This is a genomic window from Marinobacter sediminum (genome assembly GCF_016820575.1).
In the GTDB taxonomy this organism is placed as follows: domain Bacteria; phylum Pseudomonadota; class Gammaproteobacteria; order Pseudomonadales; family Oleiphilaceae; genus Marinobacter; species Marinobacter sediminum.
On sequence record NZ_JAEMQH010000002.1, the window covers coordinates 627,196 to 650,995 of the forward strand.

The window sequence follows — 23,800 nt, forward strand, 5'->3', positions numbered from 1 at the left end:
TGGCCGGACAACAGTTGTTCCCTGCTCAGGCCCGGGTGTTTTTCGACCGGGCCAGGGCAAACGCCACACTGACCAGACCCGAGCCGACCAGGGCGCCTACGAACGGCATCAGGGTCGGGATACTGCCGGGGAAACTGGCCGCTTCCAGACCCGCCATCACCGATCCGCCTGCGATCCAGCCCGGCAGGATTGCTCCCAGAAGACCGGCCAGCCCACCGAGGATGGCGGCTGTCGTCGTCATCCGTGACCACAAACCCATCAATACCGGCAGAACGGCGGTGGCACACAGCAGGTCCGCGATCAGGAAAAGCCTCAGAACCGAGATGCCCTGCAATGCCACCAGCACCACCGGTACCATCAGCGCCACGGTGATCCAACGCGCCGTATTCAAGGACAGGCCCTTTTTTTCGGTGACCGCCAGAGAGGCCAGGGCGTTCTGCAAGGTATCAACCGACGAGGCGACCAAGGTTATGGCAAGGATGAGTGCCGGCAGCGTAAGCCACACCGGTGCCTCTGACAGCAAGGCAAAGAACGGAATCGGAGGGTTACCCAGGTCGGTACCGCTGAGAGCGGCCATGATGCCCAGGCCGCCGACAAGCGCGACGACGATAACGGTAATGATGCCGCCCAGGGCAGCGCCACGGCTCAGGCTGCCGGTGTCCCGGGCCGACCAAAGGCGCTGCCAGTAGCCCTGATGAAACAGGTTGGCCGCGGTAACGGCAATCACCAGAGTGAGCGCCACGCTGAGGGCGCTGGCTGTGGGTACATCGGGCAGACGCGCTGCGGAAAGTTCCGGCAGTTGCCCAAGCCCAACAAAGCCCACGATGGCAAGCAGGCCAATCAGCAGGAACGCCTGCCACTGGTCAGTCACAATGCTGGCGCGCAAGCCGCCCCAAGCGGTGTAGATCAGGGTGGTGATGGCAACGCCCAGCACCACCAGTTTGCCGTTGATTCCCGACAGCATGGAAGTGATTGCGCCAATAGCGGTCAATTCGGCGGTCAGAAAACACAGCATGTAGAGTACGGAAATCAGCGAGACGTAGTGCCTCACGCCACGGCCGTAACAAGCCTGTGCGAACTCTCCAATGCTGCGACCTTGAGGCAGAAAACGCCGGATTGCCGGCCCACAGAAGGCGAACACGATGAACGGCAGTGCGGCACCGATGGCGTAACCGGCCAGTGCTACCGGGCCAACCAGGGCGCCCACTTCAGGCGGCGCGAACAGAATCCAGCCACCCATACCTGAAGCCAGGAACGAAAGCCCCAGTGCCCGGGCACCCTGGGTATTGCGAGCGGTGACGAAATCGTCCAGGCCGCCGTCGGCCAGACGGGCGCGCAGCCCCAACCAGGTAAACACGAGCAGGGCGGCAGTCAGTGCTGCCACGGTGGTGTAGAACATTTGGGGGCTCCGCCAGTCAAAGGGAAGGCAATAGTGCCACAACCGCTTGGGAGCGGCGAGTCAGAACCGCGCCATGGCGGGGCTTGGGGTGCTTATCCCTGCCGCGTTTGGAATTTTGACAAGCATCAATCAAAGGACGGGCTTATCCTTTAAGGTGAGGAATAGCCAATACACGACCGGTCTGCGGACTGGCAGGAGACGCTGATGACGAATCGCAAAGCAGAACTTGAAACCCTGAGAGCGGACCTGAAGGCCAGGTTGTCCCGCTTTGAAGCCCACCAGCATCGGGAAGATGGTGCTCTGGACAAAGATTTCGAGGAGCAGGCCACCCAAACCCAGAATGACGAAGTGGTGGATTCTCTTGAAACCGAAACCCGTGAGGAACTGGTGCAAATTGAGCGTGCCCTGGAGCGCATCGAGCACGGCCTGGGCGACGAGTGTGCATCCTGTGGCGAGCCTATCGATCCCCGACGCTTGCAGGTGCTGCCATACACCACCGTCTGTGTGGACTGCGCCGGTGAGTGACGGCCGCCGGTGAGTTTGGACGACGATGGAGTCACAGCCAGTCTTCCGGACCCGGGGCCTAACCAAATCCTATGATCAGGGGGAGGTTACCGTTCGCGCACTCCGCGGTGTGGATCTGGAACTGTACACCGGCGAACTGGTGGTCTTGCTGGGGGCATCCGGTTCCGGCAAGTCAACTTTGCTCAATATCCTCGGTGGCCTGGATTTGCCCACCTCCGGCGAAGTTAGCTATGGCGATCTGGATTTGAGTGTCGCGAATGATCGACTGCTTACCCGGTACCGCCGCGAGCATGTTGGTTTTGTGTTTCAGTTCTACAACCTGATCCCAAGCCTGACCGCTCTTGAAAATGTTGCCGTTGTCACTGAAATCGCCGCCAACCCCATGACCCCGGAAGAGGCACTGAGGCTGGTCGGGCTGCAGGATCGTGGGCTCCATTTTCCGGCCCAACTGTCCGGCGGTGAACAGCAACGGGTGGCCATTGCGAGGGCCATCGCCAAGCGCCCGGCGGTGCTGCTGTGCGACGAACCCACCGGAGCACTGGATTCCACCACCGGTATCCTGGTGCTCGAAGCCCTGGAGAGTGCCAACCGCGAAACCGGAACCACAACCGTGATCATCACTCACAACGCGGCCATTGCCGGCATGGCGGACCGGGTAATCACGATGTCTGATGGCAGCATCAGTGGTGAGCGACGCAACACCAAACGCCAGCCACCGACAGAGCTGAGCTGGTAGCCTGATGTTTCTCGCCCGGAGTGTGCTTGGCACCAAGTTGCGGCGAGAACTCTGGCGGATGAGGGGGCAGGTGCTGGCTATTGCTCTGGTCATTGCCGGCGGTGTTGCAGTCTGTGTGATGTCACTGGTGGCGTATTCGTCCCTGAACGCGACGCGCGAACTGTATTACCAGCAGAATCAGTTTGCGGAGGTGTTCGCGCCGCTCAAACGCGCCCCAATGCAGTCATTGCACCGGGTGTCGGAGATTCCCGGCGTGGTTCGCCTGAGCGCGCGGGTGGAGGCGGCGGCAAAACTGGAACTTCCAGGCTTCACCGAACCTGTCTCGGCCAGGGTGCTGTCGGTGCCGCCGAGCGGTCAACCTGAGGTCAACCGGCTGTTTGTCAGGCAGGGGCGATTACCCGCGCCCGGACGCAACGCCGAGGCCGCTATAGTTGGTGCTTTTGCCGAGTCCCATGGATTACTGCCGGGTGACCGGTTTTCGGTGATCATCAACGGCCGCAAGCAGACTCTGGTGGTCACTGGCATCGTAGAATCCCCTGAATTTATCTATGTGCTTCCGCCCGGTGGCATGCTGCCGGATTTCAAGCGCTTCGGCGTACTCTGGCTCAGCCAGGACTCGCTGTCGGCAGCCATGGATATGCGAGGCGCGTTTAACAGCGTCGTTGTCCGAGTGCAGCCGGGTTACCCACTGGCCTCGGTCATTCATGATCTGGACCGGGTGCTGGATCGATACGGTGCCACCGGCGCATTCTCCCGCAGGGATCAGTTTTCCCACCGCTTCCTCAGCGATGACCTGGATCAGCTCAAGATCATGGCGACGGTATTCCCCCTAATTTTCATGGGCGTTGCCATGTTCCTGCTGCATGTGGTGATCAGTCGGTTGGTGAATACCCAGCGCGACATCATTGCGGTGCTGAAGGCCTTTGGTTACAGCAATCGGCAGATTGCCTGGCACTACAGTCAGTTGGTGCTGGCCATTGCGGCCATTGGGCTTGTACTGGGGCTGCTCGCCGGTGTCTGGTTGGGCGGCGGGCTAGGCGAGCTGTACATGGAGTTCTATCGTCTGCCGGGCTTGCTGTTCCGCCTGAACCCGGCCTGGCTTGCGTTGCTGATCCTGATCACCGGCTTTGTGGCCTGGCTCGGTGGTTGGCGGGCCATACGCCAGGCGGCGGCCTTGCCCCCTGCTGAAGCCATGCGCCCGGAGGGCCCGGCGCGGTTTCGAATGGCCGGAGCTGAACGCTGGTTCTCGGGTATCCGTCTGAGCCAGCCCTCGCGCATGATTATCCGGCAAATGGCCCGCCGGCCCTTGCGGGCATTGCTGTCGATGGTTGGCATAGCCATGGCCACGGCGATCGTCATGGTTGGTAATTTCCAGTTCGATTCCGTTTCGCTCATGGTCCAGACCGAATTCGCCCGGGTTCAGCAGCAGGATCTGACCGCGACCCTGGTTGAGCCGGTGAACGCCGCAGCGCTGTTCGGCCTGCAGCGCCAGCCGGGTATTCGTTACGCCGAAGGCCGACGATCGGTGGCGGTAAGGTTGGTGAACGGCCACCGCGACCGAAGAAGTGTGCTGCATGGTATGCCGGCGGGGGCCCGCCTGCAGTTCGTGGTGGACAAGGACCTGCAAGCCGTGGACCTACCGGCAGAGGGGCTTCTGCTGACTGATTTTCTGGCATCGGAGCTCGGCGTCGGTCCCGGAGAATACCTGCGGGTCGAGATGTTGGAGGGGGATCGGCGAACCCTCTCTGTGCCGGTGGCTGGCGTGACCAGCGAGTTTCTCGGTGTGGGTGCGTACATGCGCCTGCCGGCCCTGAACAGGGCTCTGGGGGAAGGCCCTGTTATCAACCAGATCCTGTTGTCGGTGGATCCAGCCAGAAAAGACGAAGTTTATCAAAGTCTGCGGGAGGCGCCGGGCGTGCTTGGTATCGGCATCCGGCAGGCCATGCTGGACAGTTTTTACGACACCCTGGCACGCACCTTTTTGACGTTCACCTTTTTCAACAGTCTGCTCGGGGCAATCATCGCCTTCGGCGTGATCTATAACACCATTCGTATCGCACTCGCCGAAAAGGGCCGGGAACTGGCCAGTCTGCGGGTAATGGGTTACACCCATAACGAGATCGCCCACATTTTATTTGGAGATATGGCTGTGCTGCTGGTGTTTGGCATTGTTAGCGGCTGGCTGTTTGGCCAGGGCCTGGCCTGGATGATCATCACCGCCATGCAAACGGAACTGTACCGGGTGCCGCTGACGATTACCGCACATACGCTGGGCATCTCGGCGACGGTGGTGTTTGTGTCGGCCACGGTGTCCGGTGGTGTTGCTTGGTGGCGTCTCAGGCATCTGGATCTGGTGGCCGTGCTGAAAACCAGAGAGTGAAAAAGTGAGAGCAAGAATGAACGGACCAGGGATTGGCTATGGCGGTTGAACGTTTTTCGGCGAAGTGGGTGTTCTGGGCGGTGTTCGTTGCCTTGGCCCTGGGTGCCTTGTATGTGACTTTGCGCCCGGATCCGGTCTGGGTGGATCTGGCGCCGGCGACCCGGGGCGGCTTGGTTGTATCGATCACGGAGGAGGGCAAAACTCGGGTCAAGGACCGTTACCTGGTTTCCTCCCCGGTGTCGGGGTACCTCCACAGGCTCTCGCTTGAGGTGGGCGATCCGGTTGCACCGGGTCAGTTGCTGACCGAGGTTGATCCCATGCCCGCCAGTGTTCTGGATGCCCGCAGCCGGGCTGAAGCCGAAGCCCGGATTGGCGCCGCCAGCTCAGCCTTGAATTCGGTTCGTCAGAAAGTGACGGCGACCGAGGCCGAGGCAACCTTGGCTGCCAGAGAGCTGGTGCGTCTTCGGGCCCTGAGTGACAGTCGATTTGTTTCGGATGATCGATTGCAACAGGCGGAGGCGGCCGATGCCCGGGCACAGGCGATACTGCGGTCGGCCCGTTTCGATGAGGAGGTTATGGTCCATGAGCTGAAGGCGGCGCGTACCCGGCTGGAGGTGTCGGCTGCTCGATCGTCGGGTAATGGCGAGGTGGAGCGGGTACCGGTGAAATCTCCGGTCGCTGGAGCCGTTCTTGGTCTGGTTCGCGAGAGTGAAGGCGTGATCCAGGCGGGTGAAGCCATTCTGGAGGTGGGTGATCCCGGCGCGTTGGAGGTGGTGGTGGACGTGTTGAGTTTTGACGCTGTGAAACTGGCGCCTGGAATCCGGGTTCACCTCAGCGGGTGGGGTGGGCCGACCCTTGAGGCGACGGTGAGGCGCGTGGAACCGGTAGGTTTTGAGGACATTTCGGCCCTGGGTGTTGAAGAACAGCGGGTGCAAGTGGTGGCGGATATTGTCAGTCCTCCTGAGGACTGGCAGACACTGGGTGATGGCTATCGGGTGGACGCCACCTTTGTGCTGTGGGAGGCAGAGGATCTGCTGCGGGTGCCAGCTTCGGCGATATTCCAGGAGGCCGGGCAGGATCAGGTTTTTCGGGCGATTGAGGGCCGGGCCGAGCGCACGGCGGTAGCGACGGGCCGGAGCAACGGCCTGGATACGGTTATCCTGGAGGGACTGGCCGAGGGTGATCAGATCGTGCGCCACCCGGACAGCCAGCTGAAGGATGGAGTCAGAATTCAGGAACGCTGACGATGACCCGAAAAAACTGGGAAAAACCCCGCGTCGCTGACTAGACTTGGTGTCCAAGAAAAATAACAAGAGCAAAACAACAAAACGGGAGTTCAGCTCCATGACGCGTTACGACACGCTCATCCTCGGCGGACGCTATTTTGACGGTACCGGCGGGCCTTCCAGTATTGCCCACATTGCCATTCGTGAAGGCCGGGTCGAGCGGGTATTCAATTCAGAGCCCGATCTCAGCCTGGCAGACCGTGTGATTGATGCGGAGGGCTGTTGGGTGATGCCAGGGTTTCTGGATACCCATACCCATTACGACGCCGAACTGATCGTTTCGCCCTCGCTGTCCGAGTCGGTGCGGCACGGAGTTACCACCGTGTTGATTGGCAGCTGCTCCCTGAGCATGGTCTGTTCAGACGCGGAAGACGCTTCGGACATCTTTACCCGGGTGGAGACCGTGCCGAGGGAGAAAGTATTGCCTATTCTCCAACAGCATAAGAACTGGCGCACGCCCTCGGGCTGGTTGAGCTTCATCCGGCAACAGCCGCTCGGACCCAACGTCATCAGCTTCCTCGGCCACAGCGATCTGCGAGTAGGGGTGATGGGACTCAACCGCGCCACGGATCGCAAGGTAACCCCAACGTCGGAAGAAATGGGGCGGATGGAGCAGCTGCTGGAGGAAGCTTTGCAGCTGGGCTTTCTGGGCTTGTCGACCATGTGCCTGAAATGGGACAAGGTGGATGGTGACCGGGAATGGTCCAAGAGTTTGCCCAGTACCTACGCCCGTTGGCGTGAGGTCAGCCGGCTGAACCGGCTGCTGCGTCGTTATGGCCGGGTGCATCAGGGCGCGCCCAATGCTGCCAATCCGCTTCAGGTCACCCAGTATCTGCGGGAGACCCTGGGCTGGTTTCGCAAGCCGCTGAAAACCACGCTGATTGCGATGATTGACTTAAAGGGCAACCCCACGGTTCGGCCCATGGCCAACCTGGTCGCCTGGATCGCCAACGCACTTCGGGGCAACTTCCGTTGGCAGCTTTTGCCAACGCCCTTCGCCATCTATGCCGATGGCATGGATGTCGTGCTGTTTGAGGAGTTTGGGGCCGGTGAGATGGCACTGGATGTGCGCGATCAGCTCGAACGCAATGAATTGCTGCAAGACGAGAGCTATCGCCGCACCTTCCGGAAATTCTACCGGAACAAGCTGTCGCCCCGGGTCTGGCAGCGGGATTTTGGCGACGCCACCATTCTTGGTTGCCCAGATCAGAGCCTGGTTGGACGCAACTTTGCAGAACTGGCCGCCGAGCGCGGTGTTCACGTGGTGGACTTTTTTCTGGATACGGTGGTGGTTCATGGTCGTGACTTGCGCTGGTTCACGGTGATCGGTAACCATCGTCAGGACCGGCTCAAGGAAATGGTCAAGAACCCCCATGCATTGATCACGTTCTCTGACGCCGGTGCCCACATTCGTAACATGGCCTTTTACAACCTGCCGCTGAGATTCCTTAAGCTGGTACGGGACAGTCACCAGCAGGGCAGTCCAGTGATGTCACTGGAGCGCGCGGTGCATCGTCTCACCGGTGAGCAGGCGGACTGGTTGGGCATTGATGCTGGCCATATCAGGGAAGGGGATCGGGCTGATATCACCATCATCGACCCGCAGGGTCTGGGCCAGGATCTGGAACAGGTGACTTGGGCCGAGATGGAAAACTTCGATCTGGAACGCATGGTTAACCGGGTGCCCGGGTGTGTGAAACACGTGCTGATCAATGGCCGGGCGGCAGTGACGGATGAAGCATTTACACCTGAGCTTGGAAAGGAAATGGGCTTCGGCCGTTTCCTGCCAGCCGCAGGAGCCTGAGACCCGTTCTATCGCAAACCTCTACGACCCACGCCCACGAAGGCGCCTAACAGGAATGACAGCATGACAGGCAGGTTCTGGTCCGCCCTGATCTGGGCGTTGGTCTTTTTCGCGGTATTCATTTGGTCTGCCATTGCCCCAAAAGACCGGGCCACCTGGGTGCTTGAGGTGCTGCCTGCTGTTATCGGTTTTGCGTTGGTAGCCTGGTGTTTTGTGCGGTTTCCGCTAACGCCCCTGGTGTATTGGCTGATCCTGGCGCATGCCATCGTCCTGATGGTGGGAGGGCACTATACCTACGCCGAGGTTCCCCTGTTCGACTGGCTCGGGGACCATTTCGGCTGGGAGCGCAACAACTACGACAAGCTTGGACATTTTGTTCAGGGCTTTGTCCCGGCCCTGGTGGCACGGGAAGTGGTTATCCGGTTTCAGGTCTTTGCCCAGCGTGGCTGGCCTTCATTTTTCATTGTCTGTTTCTGCCTCGCGTTCAGTGCCTTTTACGAGTTGATCGAATGGTGGGTGGCCCTGGCGAGCGAGCAGGCAGCGGAATCGTTTCTCGGTACCCAGGGTTATGTATGGGATACCCAGTCCGACATGGCCTGGGCTCTGTCCGGCGCCATTCTGGCCCTGGGATTGCTCGGACGGTATCACGACCGTCAGCTGGCGGCGCTCGACCGCTGACCGCCCGTTCCACGCCCCTCCTCAAGACGAAAACGACCCTGTGCCATTCAACGCGGCAAGCGGATCAGGGTTGGCCCTCCCCACTCATCATGCCTTGAACCAGTTCTCACATCCCGTTTCTTAGGGAGCGCCTGCGGCGACAGATTTGAGGCACAGTTATCTTTCAGGGCCGAGGCTTTTCGGTATCTTACCGTAACAACGTGTAACCCGATAAATGTTATGGCCAATAAAAACAGGAACTTCGTCTGACATGCTGCTGGTGCTCGCCGGATCCATTCTTACTTTCACCATGGTGCAGGAAGCCACCGTGGTGGAGCCGTTTGAAAAGGGCAGCGTTGTTATCGAGCAGGATGTGGACTCAGGGCCGGTGTTGTTGCGTTTCGATACCCGGGTAGAACCATTGGTTGAGCAGAAGTACCGGAACATCGTTCGCCAGGCCTACGACTACAGCTGCGGCAGTGCTGCACTCACCACGGTGCTCAATTTCTACCTCGGGCGAAGCCTGTCAGAGCGACAGGTGATGGAGGGGCTGCTGCATTACGGAGAAAGCGAGCGCATTGTTGAGCGCCGTGCCTTTTCGATGCTGGATATGAAGCGTCTCGTAACGGCTCTGGGTTATCCCTCTGGTGGCTTCCGGGCATCAATCGAAGACCTGAAGGATCTGGACCATCCCGCCATCGTTCCGATCAATCATGCCGGTTTCAAGCATTTTGTGGTGCTGCGAACCATTCGGGATGGCCGGGTGTACCTGGCCGATCCGTCGGTGGGGAACATCTCCTTTCTGCTGGCGGAGTTTGAGGACAAGTGGGACGACAACGTGCTGTTCATTGTCTTCCCGGGCAGTGACAAGCCACTGGATAACCTCGAACTGAAAGAGGAAGACCTGCGTTTCGTTGATGACCAGACCATGACCCTGCTGGCACTGGAACGAATTCCAGCATTCCACGAGGCAACCGAAAGACGAATCCAGAACTTGCTGGAACGCCAGAAAAACAATCCCGATGGCAGTGTCGAGAACACAAGAAAACAGCTGCACTACCGTCGCAACTAATTTCCGGGTTCATACCCGGGCCAGGAAACTAAAAATAAAATAAGGGAGTCAGGATGAATCGTTGGTTTGCGCGAGGCGTTATCCTTGTTTCCACGGCAGGACTGCTTCCGGGCATGGCCCTGGCGCAGGAAGGAAATGTGGACCAGGCGCGGGAAGCCCTGGCCAAGCAGGAGGGCGATGAGGATTCATCCCGCCAGTTGGAGGAGGTGTTCCAGGCTGCCGAGAAGAATTACTCGCTGCAGAAGAAAGGGACTCACTCCCTGACCTATTCGTTTGATTACTCCTATACCGCTGATCAGCGTATTGATTTGAGCATTTCGGACAACTCGGTGGAGAATCTTGATGTGGTTCCCTCGGCCACTCACAACTTCACCAATGCCTTTTCCTACGACTACGGCCTTCTGGACAACCTGACCGTTGGTACCCGTGTCCCGCTGGTGGTGAAATACGACTCCCAGGATGAGCTCACCGTGTACGACTTCGGTGATATCTCCTTTACCGGGCGCTGGCAGCCGTTTGCCTATGTGCCGGGTAAGATGTCCACCACGCTGTTCAGCACCTTCACTTCCAAGACCGGCGTAAGCCCCTATGAAATTGATATTAAGGAGCAGCTGTCCACCGGTAGTGGTTATTACTCCCTGTCTGGTGGTCTGAGTCTCTCCAAGGTCCTGGATCCGGTGGTGGTGTTCGGTTCTACAAGCCTGACCTACAACTTTGAAGTCGACGGTTTGGACCAGGTTCGTGGCGCCCGGCGGCTGGTCAAGGTAGATCCGGGTTTCGGCCTGTCGGGGTCGGCCGGTTTTGCCTACTCCCTGTCCTACGACATTTCGCTCAGCATATCTGCCCAGCTCAGCTACAACGACGAAACGATCCTGACCTTCAGTAACGGTGACGAGGCGGTGGCCCAGGACCAGATGACCGGCTTCCTGAGCATGTCGCTGGGCACCCGGATCAGTGACACCACCATTGTGAATACCAGCCTTGGTATCGGTTTGACCGAGGATGCCCCGGACTTCTCCCTGGGCGTATCCCTGCCCATTAATTTCTCCGGCCTCAAAGAGTGATTGGTGCCGTCGACGTTTTACGGGAAGGGACGAAATCCATGGGACACAATAGCCACAAAAGGCAGATTCTTGCGGCCCTGATTGCCTCGACCATCGCGTGTGGTGCCGAGGCCCAGCTCGCGCAGAACCTCACCATTCACCCTAAGGCATTGGCGTTGGGTAACGCGGTGACGGCGGATCCGCCTGGCATCATGGCGATCCATTACAACCCGGCGGGACTCACCAAGCTGGACGGTCGCCAGCTTGAAGTCACCCTGATGAACGTGTATCTAGATATCGATGCCGATTTCCACGCGCCAGATGGCTATGAGATTTTCGGTATTGATGGTCTGGAAACGGATCCCCTGACGGGCAGGCAAAGAGATCCGGTCGCCAATACCCACAGTCACACCAATAACGTTGCCCTGTATGTGCCCGGCTATGGAATTCTGCGGGCGCCACCCGGGCCTGCGGTTGCGCCGTCGGCCGGTATCAGTATCAACCCGCCCGGCTCCAAGCTGACCTTTGGTAATGCCTTCTATCTGCCCCTGGCGGCAGGCTTTTACCGCGACAAGGACGATCCGGGCCGGTACCAGCCGCAGGCGACTGCGCTGCAGCGCACTACCTACCTGTCGCCCACGATCGGCTATGAAATCAACGATCACTGGTCCGTGGGCGCGGGTATCCACCTGTCCCACATGGGCATTGCCGCTGACCAGTACATGCGGGCCCCCAACATGTTGCTGGGGGTGGCTGAGATACTTCAGGACGCCTTCAACTGCGAAAGCGGTGATGAGCCACTGCAGCCGTGGCTGGCCCTGTGTGGCGGTAACATCGGCCCCTGGGATGACATCGGAGCCTTGAGTATCAATGTCCAGGAAACCCTGTCGCCCACCTATGCCCTGGGCGTGATGTGGGAACCCACGGACTGGTTCCGCTGGGGCGCCAGTTACACCTCCGAAGCCGACATGAACCTCAAGGGATCCTTTGAGATCGAGTACACCGACGACTGGTCGGGTTTCTGGCAGGGACTCAATGGCTCGGTGCTGGGTGCCATCACCTCGGCCATTCTCAGCTTGCCATCCGGCGCCCCCCGGGAAGCCGGTAATGTCAGCATGGACCTGGTGTACCCCCAGCATTTCCAGACTGGCATCAGTGTGGATGTACACCCGAAACTGACACTCAATGCGGACATTGGCTGGACCGACTACGCCCAGTGGGATGCGTTTGTGTTCCGCTTCGACCGCAATTTGGAATTCCTGAACGCCGCCAAGATTCTCTCTCCGGATAACGCCACATCAAATACCCTGCGCCTGCCCCTGGGCTTTAAAAGCCAGTGGAACTGGGCCTTTGGCGCCGAGTTCCATGCGTCTTCGCGGCTGGATCTGAGGGCAGGGGTGGAAATACGGGATTCGGTCATCCCTGACGATCAGCGCTCCATCATGGCTCCGTTTGGTGGTGCCAACCTCTACAGCATCGGGATGGGGTATCGCTGGGATAAAGACACCGAGATCGACATGAACCTGAGCTATTTGCAGTCGATCGAAACCGTTCCTGCGAACACCAGTTGTAATCTAAACTGTGACAATATCACCAACATCATCTACAACCCCTATGCCGGGCTCGACGTGAAAACCTCGCTTCGGGTTGTAATGGCCGGCCTGAGTTTTCGCACCAAATTCTGATCGGCTGACGAGTAACACCGGGGTACCCCTTCACAATGAGCAGGCCCGCGCTGGCAACGAACCTAATGATTTGGGGCTTCTTGGCGACCGTGCTTGGCGGTTGCCAGCTGGGTGGGTCCACCGTGTCCGAACGGGAAGGCTATTACACCTGGGTGGACGAGCAGGGGCGAGTGCGCTATTCGCCGATTGTTGCCACCTCCGACCAAACACCGGCTAAGGAAACCGAGTTCACCCTGGAGAATTATCCAGACGCCAATGAACTGGCGAAAGACGGGTATGTCCGCCCGGGCGAACGCCAACCCTATTTCACCTGGCGGGATGCCCAGGGCAATGTCCGGGTGAGTTACTTTCAACCGGATACCCGAAGTGATGTCGAAAAGGGCTTCACCGCTCCGCCAATTGAACTCACTCCGGCCAGCGTGTACCACAGCGGACCCGATCTTGATCCCGTGCAAACCGAAAATCAGGGAGGGCTCGACGCATACGCTGTCCTCGGTATTGAAGGCGGTGGTGATTATTTCGAACGATTCCGCGAGTTCTGCTGTCTGGGCCTGGAGGCCCGGGACGCGGTGGAATGGCAGCAGGGGCGGGAGTTTGGGGTCAATGTGACCGAGCTGTCGCCAACCCACAATTTTCTGACCGGAATGAGCCCCTTTCAGCTCATTGACCTGGACAGTGTGGCGCAGGGGCCGGATTTCATCATGCGAATACGGTCTTACGCCCAGAACGGCGTTTTCGTACCTTCGTTGGCGTTTTTGGACCGGAACTTTGAACCCGTTCGGCTGGTTACCGATCTCGTTACCCCCTATGAGCCAGAAACCTGGAGCCGCCGGGGCTTTCTGCAGGCCTGGGTGCCGGTTTTTCCCGGTCAGGGTGAGCGTTGGCTTGTCCTCTACACCCGCAGCTCAGACCTTGCCGGTCAAACCGTGATCGAGCCCGGTGCCGGGAAAAAACCGAAGGTCATTCCCCACGTCGCCAAAGGCGAGGTGGGGCTCAAGATGGTGGAGCAGGACTGACCCCTGCGGGTCAGTCTTCAGGCTGCTCGGGATCAAGCCACTGGTGTGACAGCCAATAAAACTTGCCGCCGCCGGCGGGATAGGTGCAGTTATAGCGCAGACGCCGGCTGTTAAAAGCATCCGGTGCCTGCACCCGAACTTCACCATCCTCCACGTTGATGTCGATACGGCCCTGGCCAGATGCAAAGCAGGTCAGCCTGGACGCCTCCATGGACGGGGGCAGGGTAAAGCTCAGCATGGGCGGATTGTCGGTCATCACGCCATCAGGCAGTTCGTCCGAGGCTACCGGAAAGGCCTTGCTCTGGAGTTTATCGGGCAGGCTATTGAGCTGGCCGTAGGCATTGGCCATCGGGAACCGGGGCAACCGGGTTGCACCGGAGCTCTCACCGATAGGGCCGGATTGCTGCCCGTAGCCGTACCAATCCCGGTCAGCCAGTTTTTCTTCCAGCGCGGTATCAAACTCACCATAGGGGTAGGCAAACAACGGTGCCTCGGTTCCAAGTTTTTCTTTAAGCGTGGCTTGGGCGGCGTCGAGGCTGTGGTCTATTCTGCTATTCCACTGCTCTGCGGTCTCGCCAGGCTTTCGGGCCAGGTGGGCATGATCGGCACTGTGGTTGGCAATGGTAACGCCGTCCCGTTGTTCCAGCTCGGCCAGCTGTTCCCAGGTCATGTAACCGTGGCGCCCAACGGCTTCGGTGTTGACGAAAATAGTATACGGGTAGTCCATGGACGAAAGCATGGGTGCGGCCGTGGAATAGACCGAGTCGTAGGCGTCGTCAAAGGTAATGGCCAACTGATTCTGCTCGTTTTGTCCTGCCCCGGCCAGTGCCTGCTGGGTCCCCGCTTGCAATGGCACCACTTCCAGCTTCAGGTCCGCAATCATCTCCATCTGGGCCTCGAACAGCGACACCGAGGTACTGGTCGAAGACGGCGTGGAATCGCTAACGTGGTGATACTGCAGCACCACCAGATCGGCGAGGGCCGGAAATGCAATGGAGCTCAATGCAAAGGTCAGCAGTGTTCGTCTTACCATGAACTATCCATCCTTTCGATTGTGACTGTTGAATCGTGACGTTTGAATCGTGACTTTTGAATCGTGAGTGCGGAAGCAGTGGAATGCCGTCAGCCCGGGCTACTGTCCAGGGCTGCTAAAATGGGCCTTGAGCACGGAGAACGCTTCGTTCAGCACCTGAATGCCCTGGGTATCTCCGCCGCGGTCAGGGTGTGCCTGCATGACCGCACGCCGGAAGCGTTGTTTTACCTCCGGAAAATCTCTGGGCACTTCATCAAACCCAAGCTCCTGCGCTGCCGCCATAACCTCATCCGAGTCCGGCCCGGAGATCGGTCGACCTGACCAGAAATCATCCATCATCTGCTGAATCGCATCTTCTGGCATTCGGTACTGGGACAGGTCGAGATAAAACGCCCGGAGCTGGTCCGGTTCGTCCGGCAAACCGTGGCCGCCGACAACATCTTCCAGAGTTAGGCGGATTCCCAGCGGCGATATCCTCAGGCTTTCACCGGATTCCACCAACTGATCCCGGAGCCGATACAGGGTATGGAACAGCAGAAAATGAACCGGATACAGCTTCTCCGGATCGTGGTAACTGACTTCACCGATCAGTTGCCAGGGCCGGCGCTGCAAGGCTTTGATCAACGCCAGTTCACTGATGCCGTCGGGGGCGCGGCGCAACTCATGCTCTACGGCTACCAACAGGTGTTGAATGTGTTGATCCAGAAAGCCGTCATCATAGTAGCCGTCACTGTCCGCCTGGGCAGTCATTGAAGTCGAATCTGTCATTATTCAATGGTAGGGGAGTCGAGGCTCTCAGGGAAGCGCCGCTGTCACTCGATCCTTCTGATGCGTATAATTCTGCGTTCACTAATTTGATGAATGTTGTTGGTATGTCCGAAGCTATGATCGCCCGTTCCGAACAAGGCCAGAGCGCTGAGTCTGAGCGCCACCAGAAACTGGAACTCAACAAGCTGCAAAAACGCCTGCGCCATGACGTGGGACAGGCGATAGCCGATTTTTCCATGATTGAGGCTGGCGACAAGGTGATGTGCTGCCTGTCTGGTGGCAAGGATTCCTACGCCATGCTGGATATTCTGCTGGCCTTGCAGAAGAGCGCTCCGGTTTCCTTTGACCTGATCGCCGTCAATCTCGACCAGAAGCAGCCAGGATTTCCAGAGGAAGTACTGCCGGAATACCTGAATGCGCTTGGTATCGAGTACCACATCATCGAAAAAGATACCTACAGCATTGTTAAGGAAAAGGTTCCAGAGGGGAAAACCACCTGTGGTCTCTGTTCCCGGCTGCGTCGCGGCATTCTCTACAATTTTGCCGAAGAACACGGCGTGACCAAGATCGCGCTGGGTCACCACCGTGATGACCTGCTGGAAACCCTGTTCCTGAATATGTTCTACGGTGGCAAGATGAAGTCGATGCCCCCGGTTCTGCACAGTGATGACGGGCGCAACACGGTCATTCGTCCGCTGGCGTACAGCCGGGAGAAAGACATTGCCCGCTACGCGGAACTCAGGGAATTTCCGATCATCCCCTGCAACCTGTGTGGCTCGCAGGAGAATCTGCAGCGTCAGGTCATTAAGGATATGTTTCAGAGCTGGGACAAACAGCACCCGGGCCGTCTGGAAACCATGTTCCGCGCTTTGTGTAACGTAGAGCCGTCGCACCTTGCCGATAACAAGCTGTACGATTTCCGCGAAGGGGAGCGTCGGGGTACCAAGGATAGGAGTACCAAGGATGGGAGTGCCAAGGGTCAGGACGTTCAGGCCGCGGAGCCCGAAGACATGGCCAGTTTCGGTCGTTTGGACGTGCTGAACATCTAGCGGTAGTGGCTTTGACTGGCCATGGTTAAGGCCGGGTGCGCGTTAGGTTGGCGTAATCCGGTCAATGGCTCATAAAGCCAGTCAGCGGAAGCGTCCACAGCCCGAATACGATCAGCATGACCGCGGTTCCCTTCCTGAATAACCGGTTACCCTGCAATCCCTTGATCCAGCCTGCGGCGTAGCCGGTTGCCAGCATCGATGGCAGTGTGCCAAGCCCAAAGAACACCATGGTCAGGGCGGCCGAGCCAACGGTGGGTTGCAGTGCGGCCCAGCCAAGGGTGCTGTATATCAGGCCGCAGGGCAGCCAGCCCCACAACACGCCCAGTGCCAGTGCCTGGCCAGGATGCCGGACCGGCAGTAACCTGCGGGTCAGCGGCGACAGTTTGGCCCACACCGGAGCGCCAATACGCTCCACATATCGGATGCCCTGCCACCACTGCGCCATCGACAATCCCATCAGAATCAACAGCAGTCCGGCGATGGTTCGCAGCAGTGCGCCAAGTTCGGCCCATTGCTCGGCGGCGGACGTGCTCAACAGGGCCACGCCGGCTGCGATGACCGCATAGCTGGTAATGCGCCCGAAATTGAAGGCCAGCAGCATCAGTGATTGCCGGAACCTGAAGCCGGAGCCGACGGGCAGAGCCATGGACAGGGATGCGCTAATGCCACCGCACATGCCCAGGCAGTGGGTACTGCCGAGCAAGCCAATCAGAAAGGCACTGGGATAACTGAGGTAGAGTTCCGGACTCATGGGTGTTTCGGTGAATCCTGGCCAGTGTCGGGATCGGGCTCTTCTTTTGACTTTGGATCCAGCTCGGATTCGGGATTACTCGATTGCACGTCGCTGTTGTCGGTCGGCAGATCGGTGCGAGCTTCGTCCGGGATCATGTCCTTGTCGTCGTCGTACAAAATCCGGTGGGCTGGGCCTTCCAGGTCATCGTACTGGCCGTTCTTGACTGCCCAGGAAAACAGGACAATACCCAGGGCAACGACAATCAGGACCAGTGGGACCAGAATCATAACGATTTGCACGGCAAGACCTCGTGAGAACTGTTTACAGCACGGTATCAGGACGCAACCTGAGCGCCAACCGCTGGATTATGCGGATGCTGGGGTTGGGTGGAGGCCTGGCCAAGCCGCAGGGCGTTCAGGACGACGATCAGGGAGCTGATCGACATGCCAATCGCGGCGAGCCAGGGTGGCACCATGCCAGCGGCGGCCAACGGCAGGGCGCAAACGTTGTATGCCAGCGCCCACACCAGGTTCTGACGGATCACTCTGCGAGTTTTGCGGCTGGTCTTGAGAGCCTCGATCAGCTGCACCAGCTGCCCGTTCAGCAGTACGGCATCGGCGTGTAACTGGGTCAGATCCGCAGCCGATCCCATGGCAACGGAAATGCCAGCGCCGGCCATGGAGGGCAGGTCATTGAGTCCGTCTCCCACCATCATGATCTGCCGGCCTTCTCCTTTGAGTCGTTCCAGAACCTCGAGCTTCTGCTCTGGCGATGCCTGGCCGATAGCCTCCGTAATGCCCAAAGTTCGCGCTACTTGCTCGACATGCCCTGAGCGGTCACCACTGAGCAACAGGGTGCGAATGCCGAGGTTCTGAAACTCACGAATAGCCTGGGCGGCATCTGGTCGGGGCTGGTCATCCAGTGCGAAGCATGCCAGCCATTCGTTGTCTGAGGCCAGCCAGATTTCCATGCCGGGGGCGCCCGGTGATTCCGGCGCGGGCGTACTGACAAAACCCTGAACAAAGTCCTGGTGACCGATGAACAGGTTCTGGTCGCCGAGTTTTCCGGACAGTCCGCCCCCCAGATGGTTGCGCACCTGTTCCACCGCCGATGATGAGCGATCGTGGAAAACCCGGGCAACCGGATGTTCTGAGTGTTTTTCCAGCCCGGCCGCCAATCTCAGGCAGGTGGTCTCATCCAGGCTGCCCAGGAGGGTGGTATTGACCAGATTCAATTCGCCGCGGGTCAGGGTGCCGGTCTTATCAAAAACAACGGTATCCACGGTATTCATGGATTCCAGAGTGTGTCCGCGGGTTGGCAGAAACCCGAGGCGTCGCAGCTTTACGGTGGCGGCGGTAATGGCGGTCGGTGTCGCCAGCGACAGTGCGCAGGGGCAGGTGACCACCAGCACTGACAGGGTGATGTCGAAGGCATTATCGGCACCGGCTAGCCACCAGCCAAGCCAGACAATGGGTGCCAGAATCAGCACCCGGGCAACAAATTTGCCGGCCATCCGGTCGGCCATCAGTGACACCGGCGGTTTTTCAGACTGCACCCGGTCAAGTACCCGCATGATGCTGGACAAGCGTGTCTGGGAGCCGGCCTTGGTTACCCGGATGTCCAGGGGGTGTTCGCCGTTGATGCTGCCAGCATGCACCTGATCGCCTGGATTTCGGGGTTCCGGCAGATACTCCCCGGTCAACGCCGCTTCGTTGAGCGTGGATTGGCCAGTGACGATTTCACCGTCCACCGGCAGGGTTTCTCCGGGACGTACCCGGATGATGTCTCCCGGCGCTATGGTTCGAGTTGGCACCACGTCCACGTCTTCGCCGCACACCCGGGTCGCGACACCGGGCTGGAAACCGGCCAGGGCGTTACCGGTCAGGCCGGCCCGGAATCGGGCTTGAACCTCGATATAGCGGCCCAGCAACAGGAAGAAGGTGAACATGCACACCGACTCGAAATAGACTTCCTCGCCACCAAACGCCGTTACCCAGGCGCTGGCCAGATAGGCAAGGCCAATGGCAATCGCGACCGGCACGTCCATGGTGAGATGCCGTGTCTTCAGGTCTCGTAGAGCGTTACTGAAGAATGGCCGCGCACTGTAAAGCACCACCGGCGTGGCGATCAGAAGGCTGAACCAGCGAAAGAAACTGACAAAGTCGGGGGAGAGGTCGTTCACCATTTCAAAGTACAGCGGGAACGCCAGCATCATGCTCTGGAACGAGCCTATACCCGCCAGCACCAACCGGATCAGCATGGAGCGATGTTCGGCTCTCAGCAGTTGCTCGGCTTCATCGGGTTGGTAGGGGCGGGCGGTATAGCCGAGCTGGTGAATGGCAATCAGCAGGTCGCTGAGCCGGGTCTGGTCCGAAGCCCACACCAGTCGCGCGCGTTGCGTAGTGTGGTTGACGGTGAAGGTAAGCACACCGGGCTGCTGCTTCATGTGGTTTTCAAGTAACCAGATACACGCCGCACAGGTGATTCCACCGATCAAAAGCTGGGCTTCCTGGCCCGCTTTCACCGGTGTCACAAAGGTGTTTTGAATCAGCGGGTGGTCCAGTTCCCGGATCCGTTCCAGTTCGGTGCGGGCCAGCTCGCGGGGGGTAACTGCGGGTTCAGTGCGGATGTCATAGAATCCGGTCAGTCCCTCGCGATGGATGGTTTCACAAACCGCCTTGCAACCCTGGCAGCAGAAGTGCCGGACCTCGCCCCGGAGCTCCAGGGTAATGGCCGGGTCGCCGGGTGCCGGCTCGCCGCAGTGAAAGCACTCTCGGATCACTCTCGGGTCACTCTTGAACAGTACCTTTTGAGCTCACGGTCAGGCCGTTCTCAGCCGGCAGCCAGGCCTCGCCTTTCAGGCGCCAATCGTTGTCCGGCCCCCGCAAATCGTAGTACCAGCGCCCATCGATGTCTTCAAGCATGTTGCCACGGTATTGCCCGGTACCGATTTTCTGGAATTGCACGGTTCGGTCGCGATCAGCCAACGTTGGGTGGAACAGGTTCAGGATCAGATAGGGAAACTCAGCCGGGCCTTGGGCCGTGGTTAGATCAAGGGCAATGGTGCGCTGCTCGAAGGCCATTTCGGCAACCATGCCCAGATCGGCCGCTTTTTGATCCCGTGCAATCTGCTGGTTGATGCCACGGCCTTCCTTGGAATAGTCGTCGGTGACCATGGTGTCGTCGAGGTTGGTTGCCACGATGATCATACAGATACACCAGATAATGGCAGCAATTGGAAAGATGGTCAGAAACCAGAACCAGGGCTGACGATACCATGGCGCAATTGGGGCTTGTTCAGTCATATCATTCGTTCTCATAAAAACAGGGGGTGGTCGCTGCGCATTCCATTGATCAGCGCGTTGGACCGACAAATCGGCTCTCAGTTTCCAGCAACAGCGTTTCATCCGTTTCGGATTGCGCACGGAAGAAGATCTCGTTATTGGACTGACTGATCGCTTCCGGCGGCACGTCGACAACAGTTGGCAGCGATCTGTTCTCGCCGCTCTGCACAGTGATCGAGGTCTGCGTCAGAATCTGAATGTCTTCCAGGCCCTGGACAGACAGTACGAAGGTCTGGGGCACTTCGGTCATGTTGGCGATCTTCAGGGTGTAGGAATTCTCAATCCGGCCCTGGCCGTTGAAGCTGTAGAGTGCGCCGCGGTCACGGAGCGCATCCATCTGGCCCGGAACACGGGTTGCGATGGTGAATGCGATCGCGCCAATCATGAGCAGTAAGGCCGCACCGTAGCCGAACGTCCGCGGGCGCAGCAACTTGGACGGTTTGCCCTCAAGCTCATTTTCCGTGGTGTAACGGATCAGGCCTCTCGGATAGTCCATCTTATCCATGATCTCATCGCAGGCGTCGATGCACAGCGCACAGCCGATGCATTCGTACTGCAGGCCGTCGCGAATGTCGATGCCGGTGGGGCAAACCTGGACACACTGACCGCAGTCAATGCAGTCACCCAGGCCAGCCTCGGCTGGGTCCACACCTTTCTTACGTCCGCCGCGGGGCTCGCCCCGGTTGGGGTCGTAGGATACGACCCGGGTGTCGGGATCAAACATGACCGATTGGAAGCGGGCGTAAGGGCACATGTACAGGCAGACCTGTTCGCGCATCCAGCCGGCGTTGAGGTAGGTGGCGGCGGTAAAGAAGGCAACCCAGAAATAGGCCCAGCCATTGGCCTGCAGAGTGAAGATGTCGGCAATCAGCTCGCGGATGGGGTAGAAATAGCCAACAAAGGTCAGGCCAGTGGCCAGGGCGATCAGCATCCAGACCGTGTGCTTGGTGGATTTCTTGAACAATTTGCTACCGGACCCAGGCGCCTGGTCCAGTTTCATGCGCTTGTTACGGCTGCCCTCGATGCGTTCTTCTACCCACATGAAAATGAACGTCCACACGGTTTGTGGGCAGGTGTAACCGCACCAGACCCGGCCGAACAGGGTGGTGATAAAAAACAGGCCAAAGGCCGAGATGATCAGCATCCCCGACAGCAGTATGAAATCCTTGGGGTAGAAGGTGATCCCGAAGAGGTGGAATTCCCGGGCAGGGAGATCAAACAGGATCAGCGGTTGGCCGTCCTGGGTGATCCACACGAACAGGAAGTACATGCCCATGAGCAGCAGCAGGCTGACGTTCCTGATGCGCTGAAAGAAGCCTTTGACCTCTTTGACGTAAATCTTCTTTCGACTGGCGTAAAGTTCAACGCTTCCGGGTTTATTGTTGTTATCGGAGGGGTCAGAAGATGGGTCGATTTGCTTGACCGGAATCTCACTGCTCATCGAAACCTCCCGATGAAAGGGCAAAGCCCGAAATGGCCCCGGAGGGCTATCTGATCTGTTCTAGGCTGGGCCCGGACAAGCAGGACGCAGACTGGAAAAGACCAGGCCGGAGCTGGCGCTCCGGCCGGTTAACTCAGTTGGACAAGCTGTATACGTAGGCGGCGAGTATCTGAATCTGGTCTTCAGTCAGACGGCCGCTTTGGGCGGGCATCTGATTCTGGCGACCATAGACTACTGTTTCCTTGATCCACTCGTAGGTGGAGCCGTACAGCCAGATGTTGTCCGTCAGGTTGGGTGCACCGACCGCCTGATTACCCTTGCCATCGGCGCCATGGCAGGCAGCACAGCCCTGCGCAAAGACGGCTTCGCCGGCTTTGGCGGCTTCGGCGTCCTTTTCGCGGCCGCTGAAGCTGAGCACGTAGTTGACGACCTGATCAACCTGCTCGCCGGTCATGTTGGGCATAACACCTTTTGCCGGCATGGCGCCCATACGTCCGTTGTGCAGAGTTTCCAGAATCGCTTCCGGTGTGCCGCCGTAGAGCCAGTCGTCATCGGTCAGGTTAGGGAAGCCAACCTGGCCGCGGGCCGCTGAGCCGTGGCAGACCTGACAGTTGTTGGCATACAGGCGCTGACCAATCTTGAGGGCGTCGTCGTTGTTGGCCAGCTCTACAACCGGGGTGTTGCCAAACTGGGCATAGATCTCGCCGTACTTTTCTTCTGCTTCGGCGACTTCTGCTTCCCACTGGTTCGTCGAGGTCCAGCCTAGGATTCCCTGGAAGTTACCAAGGCCCGGGTAGAGGACCAGGTAGCCAAGCGAGAACACACAAGTCGCGAGGAACAGATAGAACCACCACTTCGGCAGCGGGTTGTCCAATTCCTCAATGCCATCAAAGGAATGGCCCGTGGTGCGGTCAGTCTCTGTATCGGTAGTTTGGCCCTTGCGAACTGCCAATAGCAGCCATGCACAGCCGAAAATCGTACCGAGCACGATCACGCTGATCCAGAGGCTCCAAAAGGTACTCATTGTTTTTTCTCCGTTTTTTCCTGTTCGAGAGTACGCTTTTCCACATCGTCGTCATCGAACGGCAGATGCGCTGCCTCATCGTTGGCTTTTTTGCGGTGGGCGCTGTAGGCCCACCAGACAATGCCCAAGAATGCGATCATGACCAGAATTGTTTGGATACCGCGTAACTCGTTCATATCCATCGGGATCACCGCTTGTCTGAAATCACAGTACCCAGTTGTTGCAGGTACGCGACCAGAGCCTCGATTTCAAATTTACCTTCCACTTGCGACTCAGCGTTCGCAATCTGTTCGTCGGTGTAGGGCACACCCAGAGTCTGCAGAGTTTCCATCTTGTCTGCGGTTTTGGTGTGATCTACCCGATCTTCGAACAGCCACGGGAAGGCAGGCATGTTGGACTCAGGAACAACGCTGCGAGGGTTATACAGGTGCTGGCGCTGCCAAGCATCTGAATAACGGCCGCCAACACGGGCCAGGTCAGGGCCGGTGCGCTTGGAGCCCCACAGGAACGGGCGGTCATACACGAACTCACCAGCCACGGAGTAGTGGCCATAGCGCTCGGTTTCCGCCCGGAACGGACGAATCTGCTGGGTATGGCAAACGTGACAACCTTCGCGGATGTAGATGTCCCGGCCTTCCAGTTCCAGAGCGGAGTAGGGCTCAAGGCCTTCTATCGGCTCGTTGGTCTCCTTAAGGAAAAACAGGGGGACCACCTCAACCAGAAAGCCGCCACTGATGGTCAGGATGATCAGCACGATCATCAGACCAAGGTTCTTTTCAACTATTTCGTGTTTCATCTGGTCTCT

22 protein-coding genes are annotated in these 23,800 nt (G+C 58.7%); 11 read left to right on the plus strand and 11 right to left on the minus strand.

The features are described from left to right. Nucleotides 1–25: 25 nt before the first annotated feature. Complete coding sequence (locus FGO67_RS09705) at nucleotides 26–1,399, minus strand: SLC5/6 family protein (RefSeq protein WP_203300509.1); 1,374 nt, start codon at nucleotides 1,397–1,399, stop codon at nucleotides 26–28. A 204-nt stretch (nucleotides 1,400–1,603) separates the two neighbouring features. On the opposite strand from FGO67_RS09705, the gene FGO67_RS09710 reads away from it, so the two are divergent. From FGO67_RS09710 to FGO67_RS09755, 10 genes are all read left to right on the plus strand, one after another. Continuing rightward, the gene (locus tag FGO67_RS09710; RefSeq protein ID WP_203300510.1) at nucleotides 1,604–1,924 is read left to right on the plus strand and encodes a TraR/DksA family transcriptional regulator; all 321 of its coding nucleotides are present in this window, start codon (nucleotides 1,604–1,606) and stop codon (nucleotides 1,922–1,924) included. A 25-nt stretch (nucleotides 1,925–1,949) separates the two neighbouring features. Next, entirely contained in the window at nucleotides 1,950–2,660 is a 711-nt protein-coding gene (locus tag FGO67_RS09715) for an ABC transporter ATP-binding protein (protein ID WP_203300511.1), read from the plus strand. Nucleotides 2,661–2,664: 4 nt separating this feature from the next. Next, nucleotides 2,665–5,040 carry an ABC transporter permease gene (locus FGO67_RS09720; RefSeq protein WP_203300512.1) on the plus strand — a complete coding sequence of 792 codons (2,376 nt, stop codon included), beginning with the start codon at nucleotides 2,665–2,667 and terminating at the stop codon, nucleotides 5,038–5,040. A gap of 38 nt (nucleotides 5,041–5,078) precedes the next feature. After that, nucleotides 5,079–6,284, plus strand: coding sequence for an efflux RND transporter periplasmic adaptor subunit (locus tag FGO67_RS09725; protein ID WP_203300513.1), 1,206 nt, complete (start codon nucleotides 5,079–5,081; stop codon nucleotides 6,282–6,284). A gap of 100 nt (nucleotides 6,285–6,384) precedes the next feature. Continuing rightward, nucleotides 6,385–8,130 carry an N-acyl-D-amino-acid deacylase family protein gene (locus tag FGO67_RS09730; protein WP_203300514.1) on the plus strand — a complete coding sequence of 582 codons (1,746 nt, stop codon included), beginning with the start codon at nucleotides 6,385–6,387 and terminating at the stop codon, nucleotides 8,128–8,130. A gap of 63 nt (nucleotides 8,131–8,193) precedes the next feature. After that, nucleotides 8,194–8,808, plus strand: coding sequence for a DUF2238 domain-containing protein (locus tag FGO67_RS09735; RefSeq protein ID WP_203300515.1), 615 nt, complete (start codon nucleotides 8,194–8,196; stop codon nucleotides 8,806–8,808). A gap of 250 nt (nucleotides 8,809–9,058) precedes the next feature. Further along, complete coding sequence (locus FGO67_RS09740) at nucleotides 9,059–9,859, plus strand: C39 family peptidase (RefSeq protein ID WP_203300516.1); 801 nt, start codon at nucleotides 9,059–9,061, stop codon at nucleotides 9,857–9,859. A 53-nt stretch (nucleotides 9,860–9,912) separates the two neighbouring features. Continuing rightward, complete coding sequence (locus FGO67_RS09745; protein ID WP_203300517.1) at nucleotides 9,913–10,923, plus strand: transporter; 1,011 nt, start codon at nucleotides 9,913–9,915, stop codon at nucleotides 10,921–10,923. 38 nt (nucleotides 10,924–10,961) lie between these two features. Next, nucleotides 10,962–12,587, plus strand: coding sequence for an OmpP1/FadL family transporter (locus FGO67_RS09750; RefSeq protein ID WP_203300518.1), 1,626 nt, complete (start codon nucleotides 10,962–10,964; stop codon nucleotides 12,585–12,587). A 65-nt stretch (nucleotides 12,588–12,652) separates the two neighbouring features. After that, the gene (locus FGO67_RS09755; protein ID WP_203300519.1) at nucleotides 12,653–13,603 is read left to right on the plus strand and encodes a MalM family protein; all 951 of its coding nucleotides are present in this window, start codon (nucleotides 12,653–12,655) and stop codon (nucleotides 13,601–13,603) included. Between the two features lie 10 nt (nucleotides 13,604–13,613). Here the strand turns inward: FGO67_RS09755 and FGO67_RS09760 are convergent, their stop codons facing one another. After that, on the minus strand, nucleotides 13,614–14,636 hold the full coding sequence (locus tag FGO67_RS09760) for a polysaccharide deacetylase family protein (RefSeq protein ID WP_203300520.1): 1,023 nt from the start codon (nucleotides 14,634–14,636) through the stop codon (nucleotides 13,614–13,616). Between the two features lie 99 nt (nucleotides 14,637–14,735). Next, entirely contained in the window at nucleotides 14,736–15,386 is a 651-nt protein-coding gene (locus tag FGO67_RS09765) for a DNA-J related domain-containing protein (RefSeq protein ID WP_238942322.1), read from the minus strand. A gap of 122 nt (nucleotides 15,387–15,508) precedes the next feature. Here FGO67_RS09765 and ttcA point away from each other — a divergent pair, with 122 nt between their 5' ends. Then, nucleotides 15,509–16,453, plus strand: coding sequence for a tRNA 2-thiocytidine(32) synthetase TtcA (gene ttcA / locus FGO67_RS09770; protein WP_203300522.1), 945 nt, complete (start codon nucleotides 15,509–15,511; stop codon nucleotides 16,451–16,453). 61 nt (nucleotides 16,454–16,514) lie between these two features. Here ttcA and FGO67_RS09775 read toward each other — a convergent pair whose 3' ends face one another. From FGO67_RS09775 to ccoO, 8 genes are all read right to left on the minus strand, one after another. Then, complete coding sequence (locus FGO67_RS09775) at nucleotides 16,515–17,204, minus strand: sulfite exporter TauE/SafE family protein (protein WP_203300523.1); 690 nt, start codon at nucleotides 17,202–17,204, stop codon at nucleotides 16,515–16,517. Further along, on the minus strand, nucleotides 17,201–17,473 hold the full coding sequence (gene ccoS, locus FGO67_RS09780; RefSeq protein ID WP_238942400.1) for a cbb3-type cytochrome oxidase assembly protein CcoS: 273 nt from the start codon (nucleotides 17,471–17,473) through the stop codon (nucleotides 17,201–17,203). Before ccoS ends, FGO67_RS09775 begins: the two co-directional genes overlap by 4 nt. 47 nt (nucleotides 17,474–17,520) lie before the next feature. Continuing rightward, entirely contained in the window at nucleotides 17,521–19,968 is a 2,448-nt protein-coding gene (locus tag FGO67_RS09785) for a heavy metal translocating P-type ATPase metal-binding domain-containing protein (RefSeq protein ID WP_203300525.1), read from the minus strand. A gap of 7 nt (nucleotides 19,969–19,975) precedes the next feature. After that, nucleotides 19,976–20,491 (minus strand): FixH family protein, encoded by a 516-nt coding sequence (locus FGO67_RS09790; RefSeq protein ID WP_203300526.1) that lies wholly within the window; start codon nucleotides 20,489–20,491, stop codon nucleotides 19,976–19,978. A gap of 49 nt (nucleotides 20,492–20,540) precedes the next feature. Then, nucleotides 20,541–21,971 (minus strand): cytochrome c oxidase accessory protein CcoG, encoded by a 1,431-nt coding sequence (gene ccoG, locus FGO67_RS09795; protein ID WP_203300527.1) that lies wholly within the window; start codon nucleotides 21,969–21,971, stop codon nucleotides 20,541–20,543. Nucleotides 21,972–22,104: 133 nt separating this feature from the next. Next, nucleotides 22,105–22,995 carry a cytochrome-c oxidase, cbb3-type subunit III gene (gene ccoP, locus FGO67_RS09800; RefSeq protein WP_203300528.1) on the minus strand — a complete coding sequence of 297 codons (891 nt, stop codon included), beginning with the start codon at nucleotides 22,993–22,995 and terminating at the stop codon, nucleotides 22,105–22,107. Next, on the minus strand, nucleotides 22,992–23,177 hold the full coding sequence (locus tag FGO67_RS09805; RefSeq protein ID WP_041338120.1) for a CcoQ/FixQ family Cbb3-type cytochrome c oxidase assembly chaperone: 186 nt from the start codon (nucleotides 23,175–23,177) through the stop codon (nucleotides 22,992–22,994). Before FGO67_RS09805 ends, ccoP begins: the two co-directional genes overlap by 4 nt. Before the next feature lie 5 nt (nucleotides 23,178–23,182). Further along, on the minus strand, nucleotides 23,183–23,791 hold the full coding sequence (gene ccoO, locus FGO67_RS09810; RefSeq protein WP_041338121.1) for a cytochrome-c oxidase, cbb3-type subunit II: 609 nt from the start codon (nucleotides 23,789–23,791) through the stop codon (nucleotides 23,183–23,185). Nucleotides 23,792–23,800: the final 9 nt, after the last annotated feature.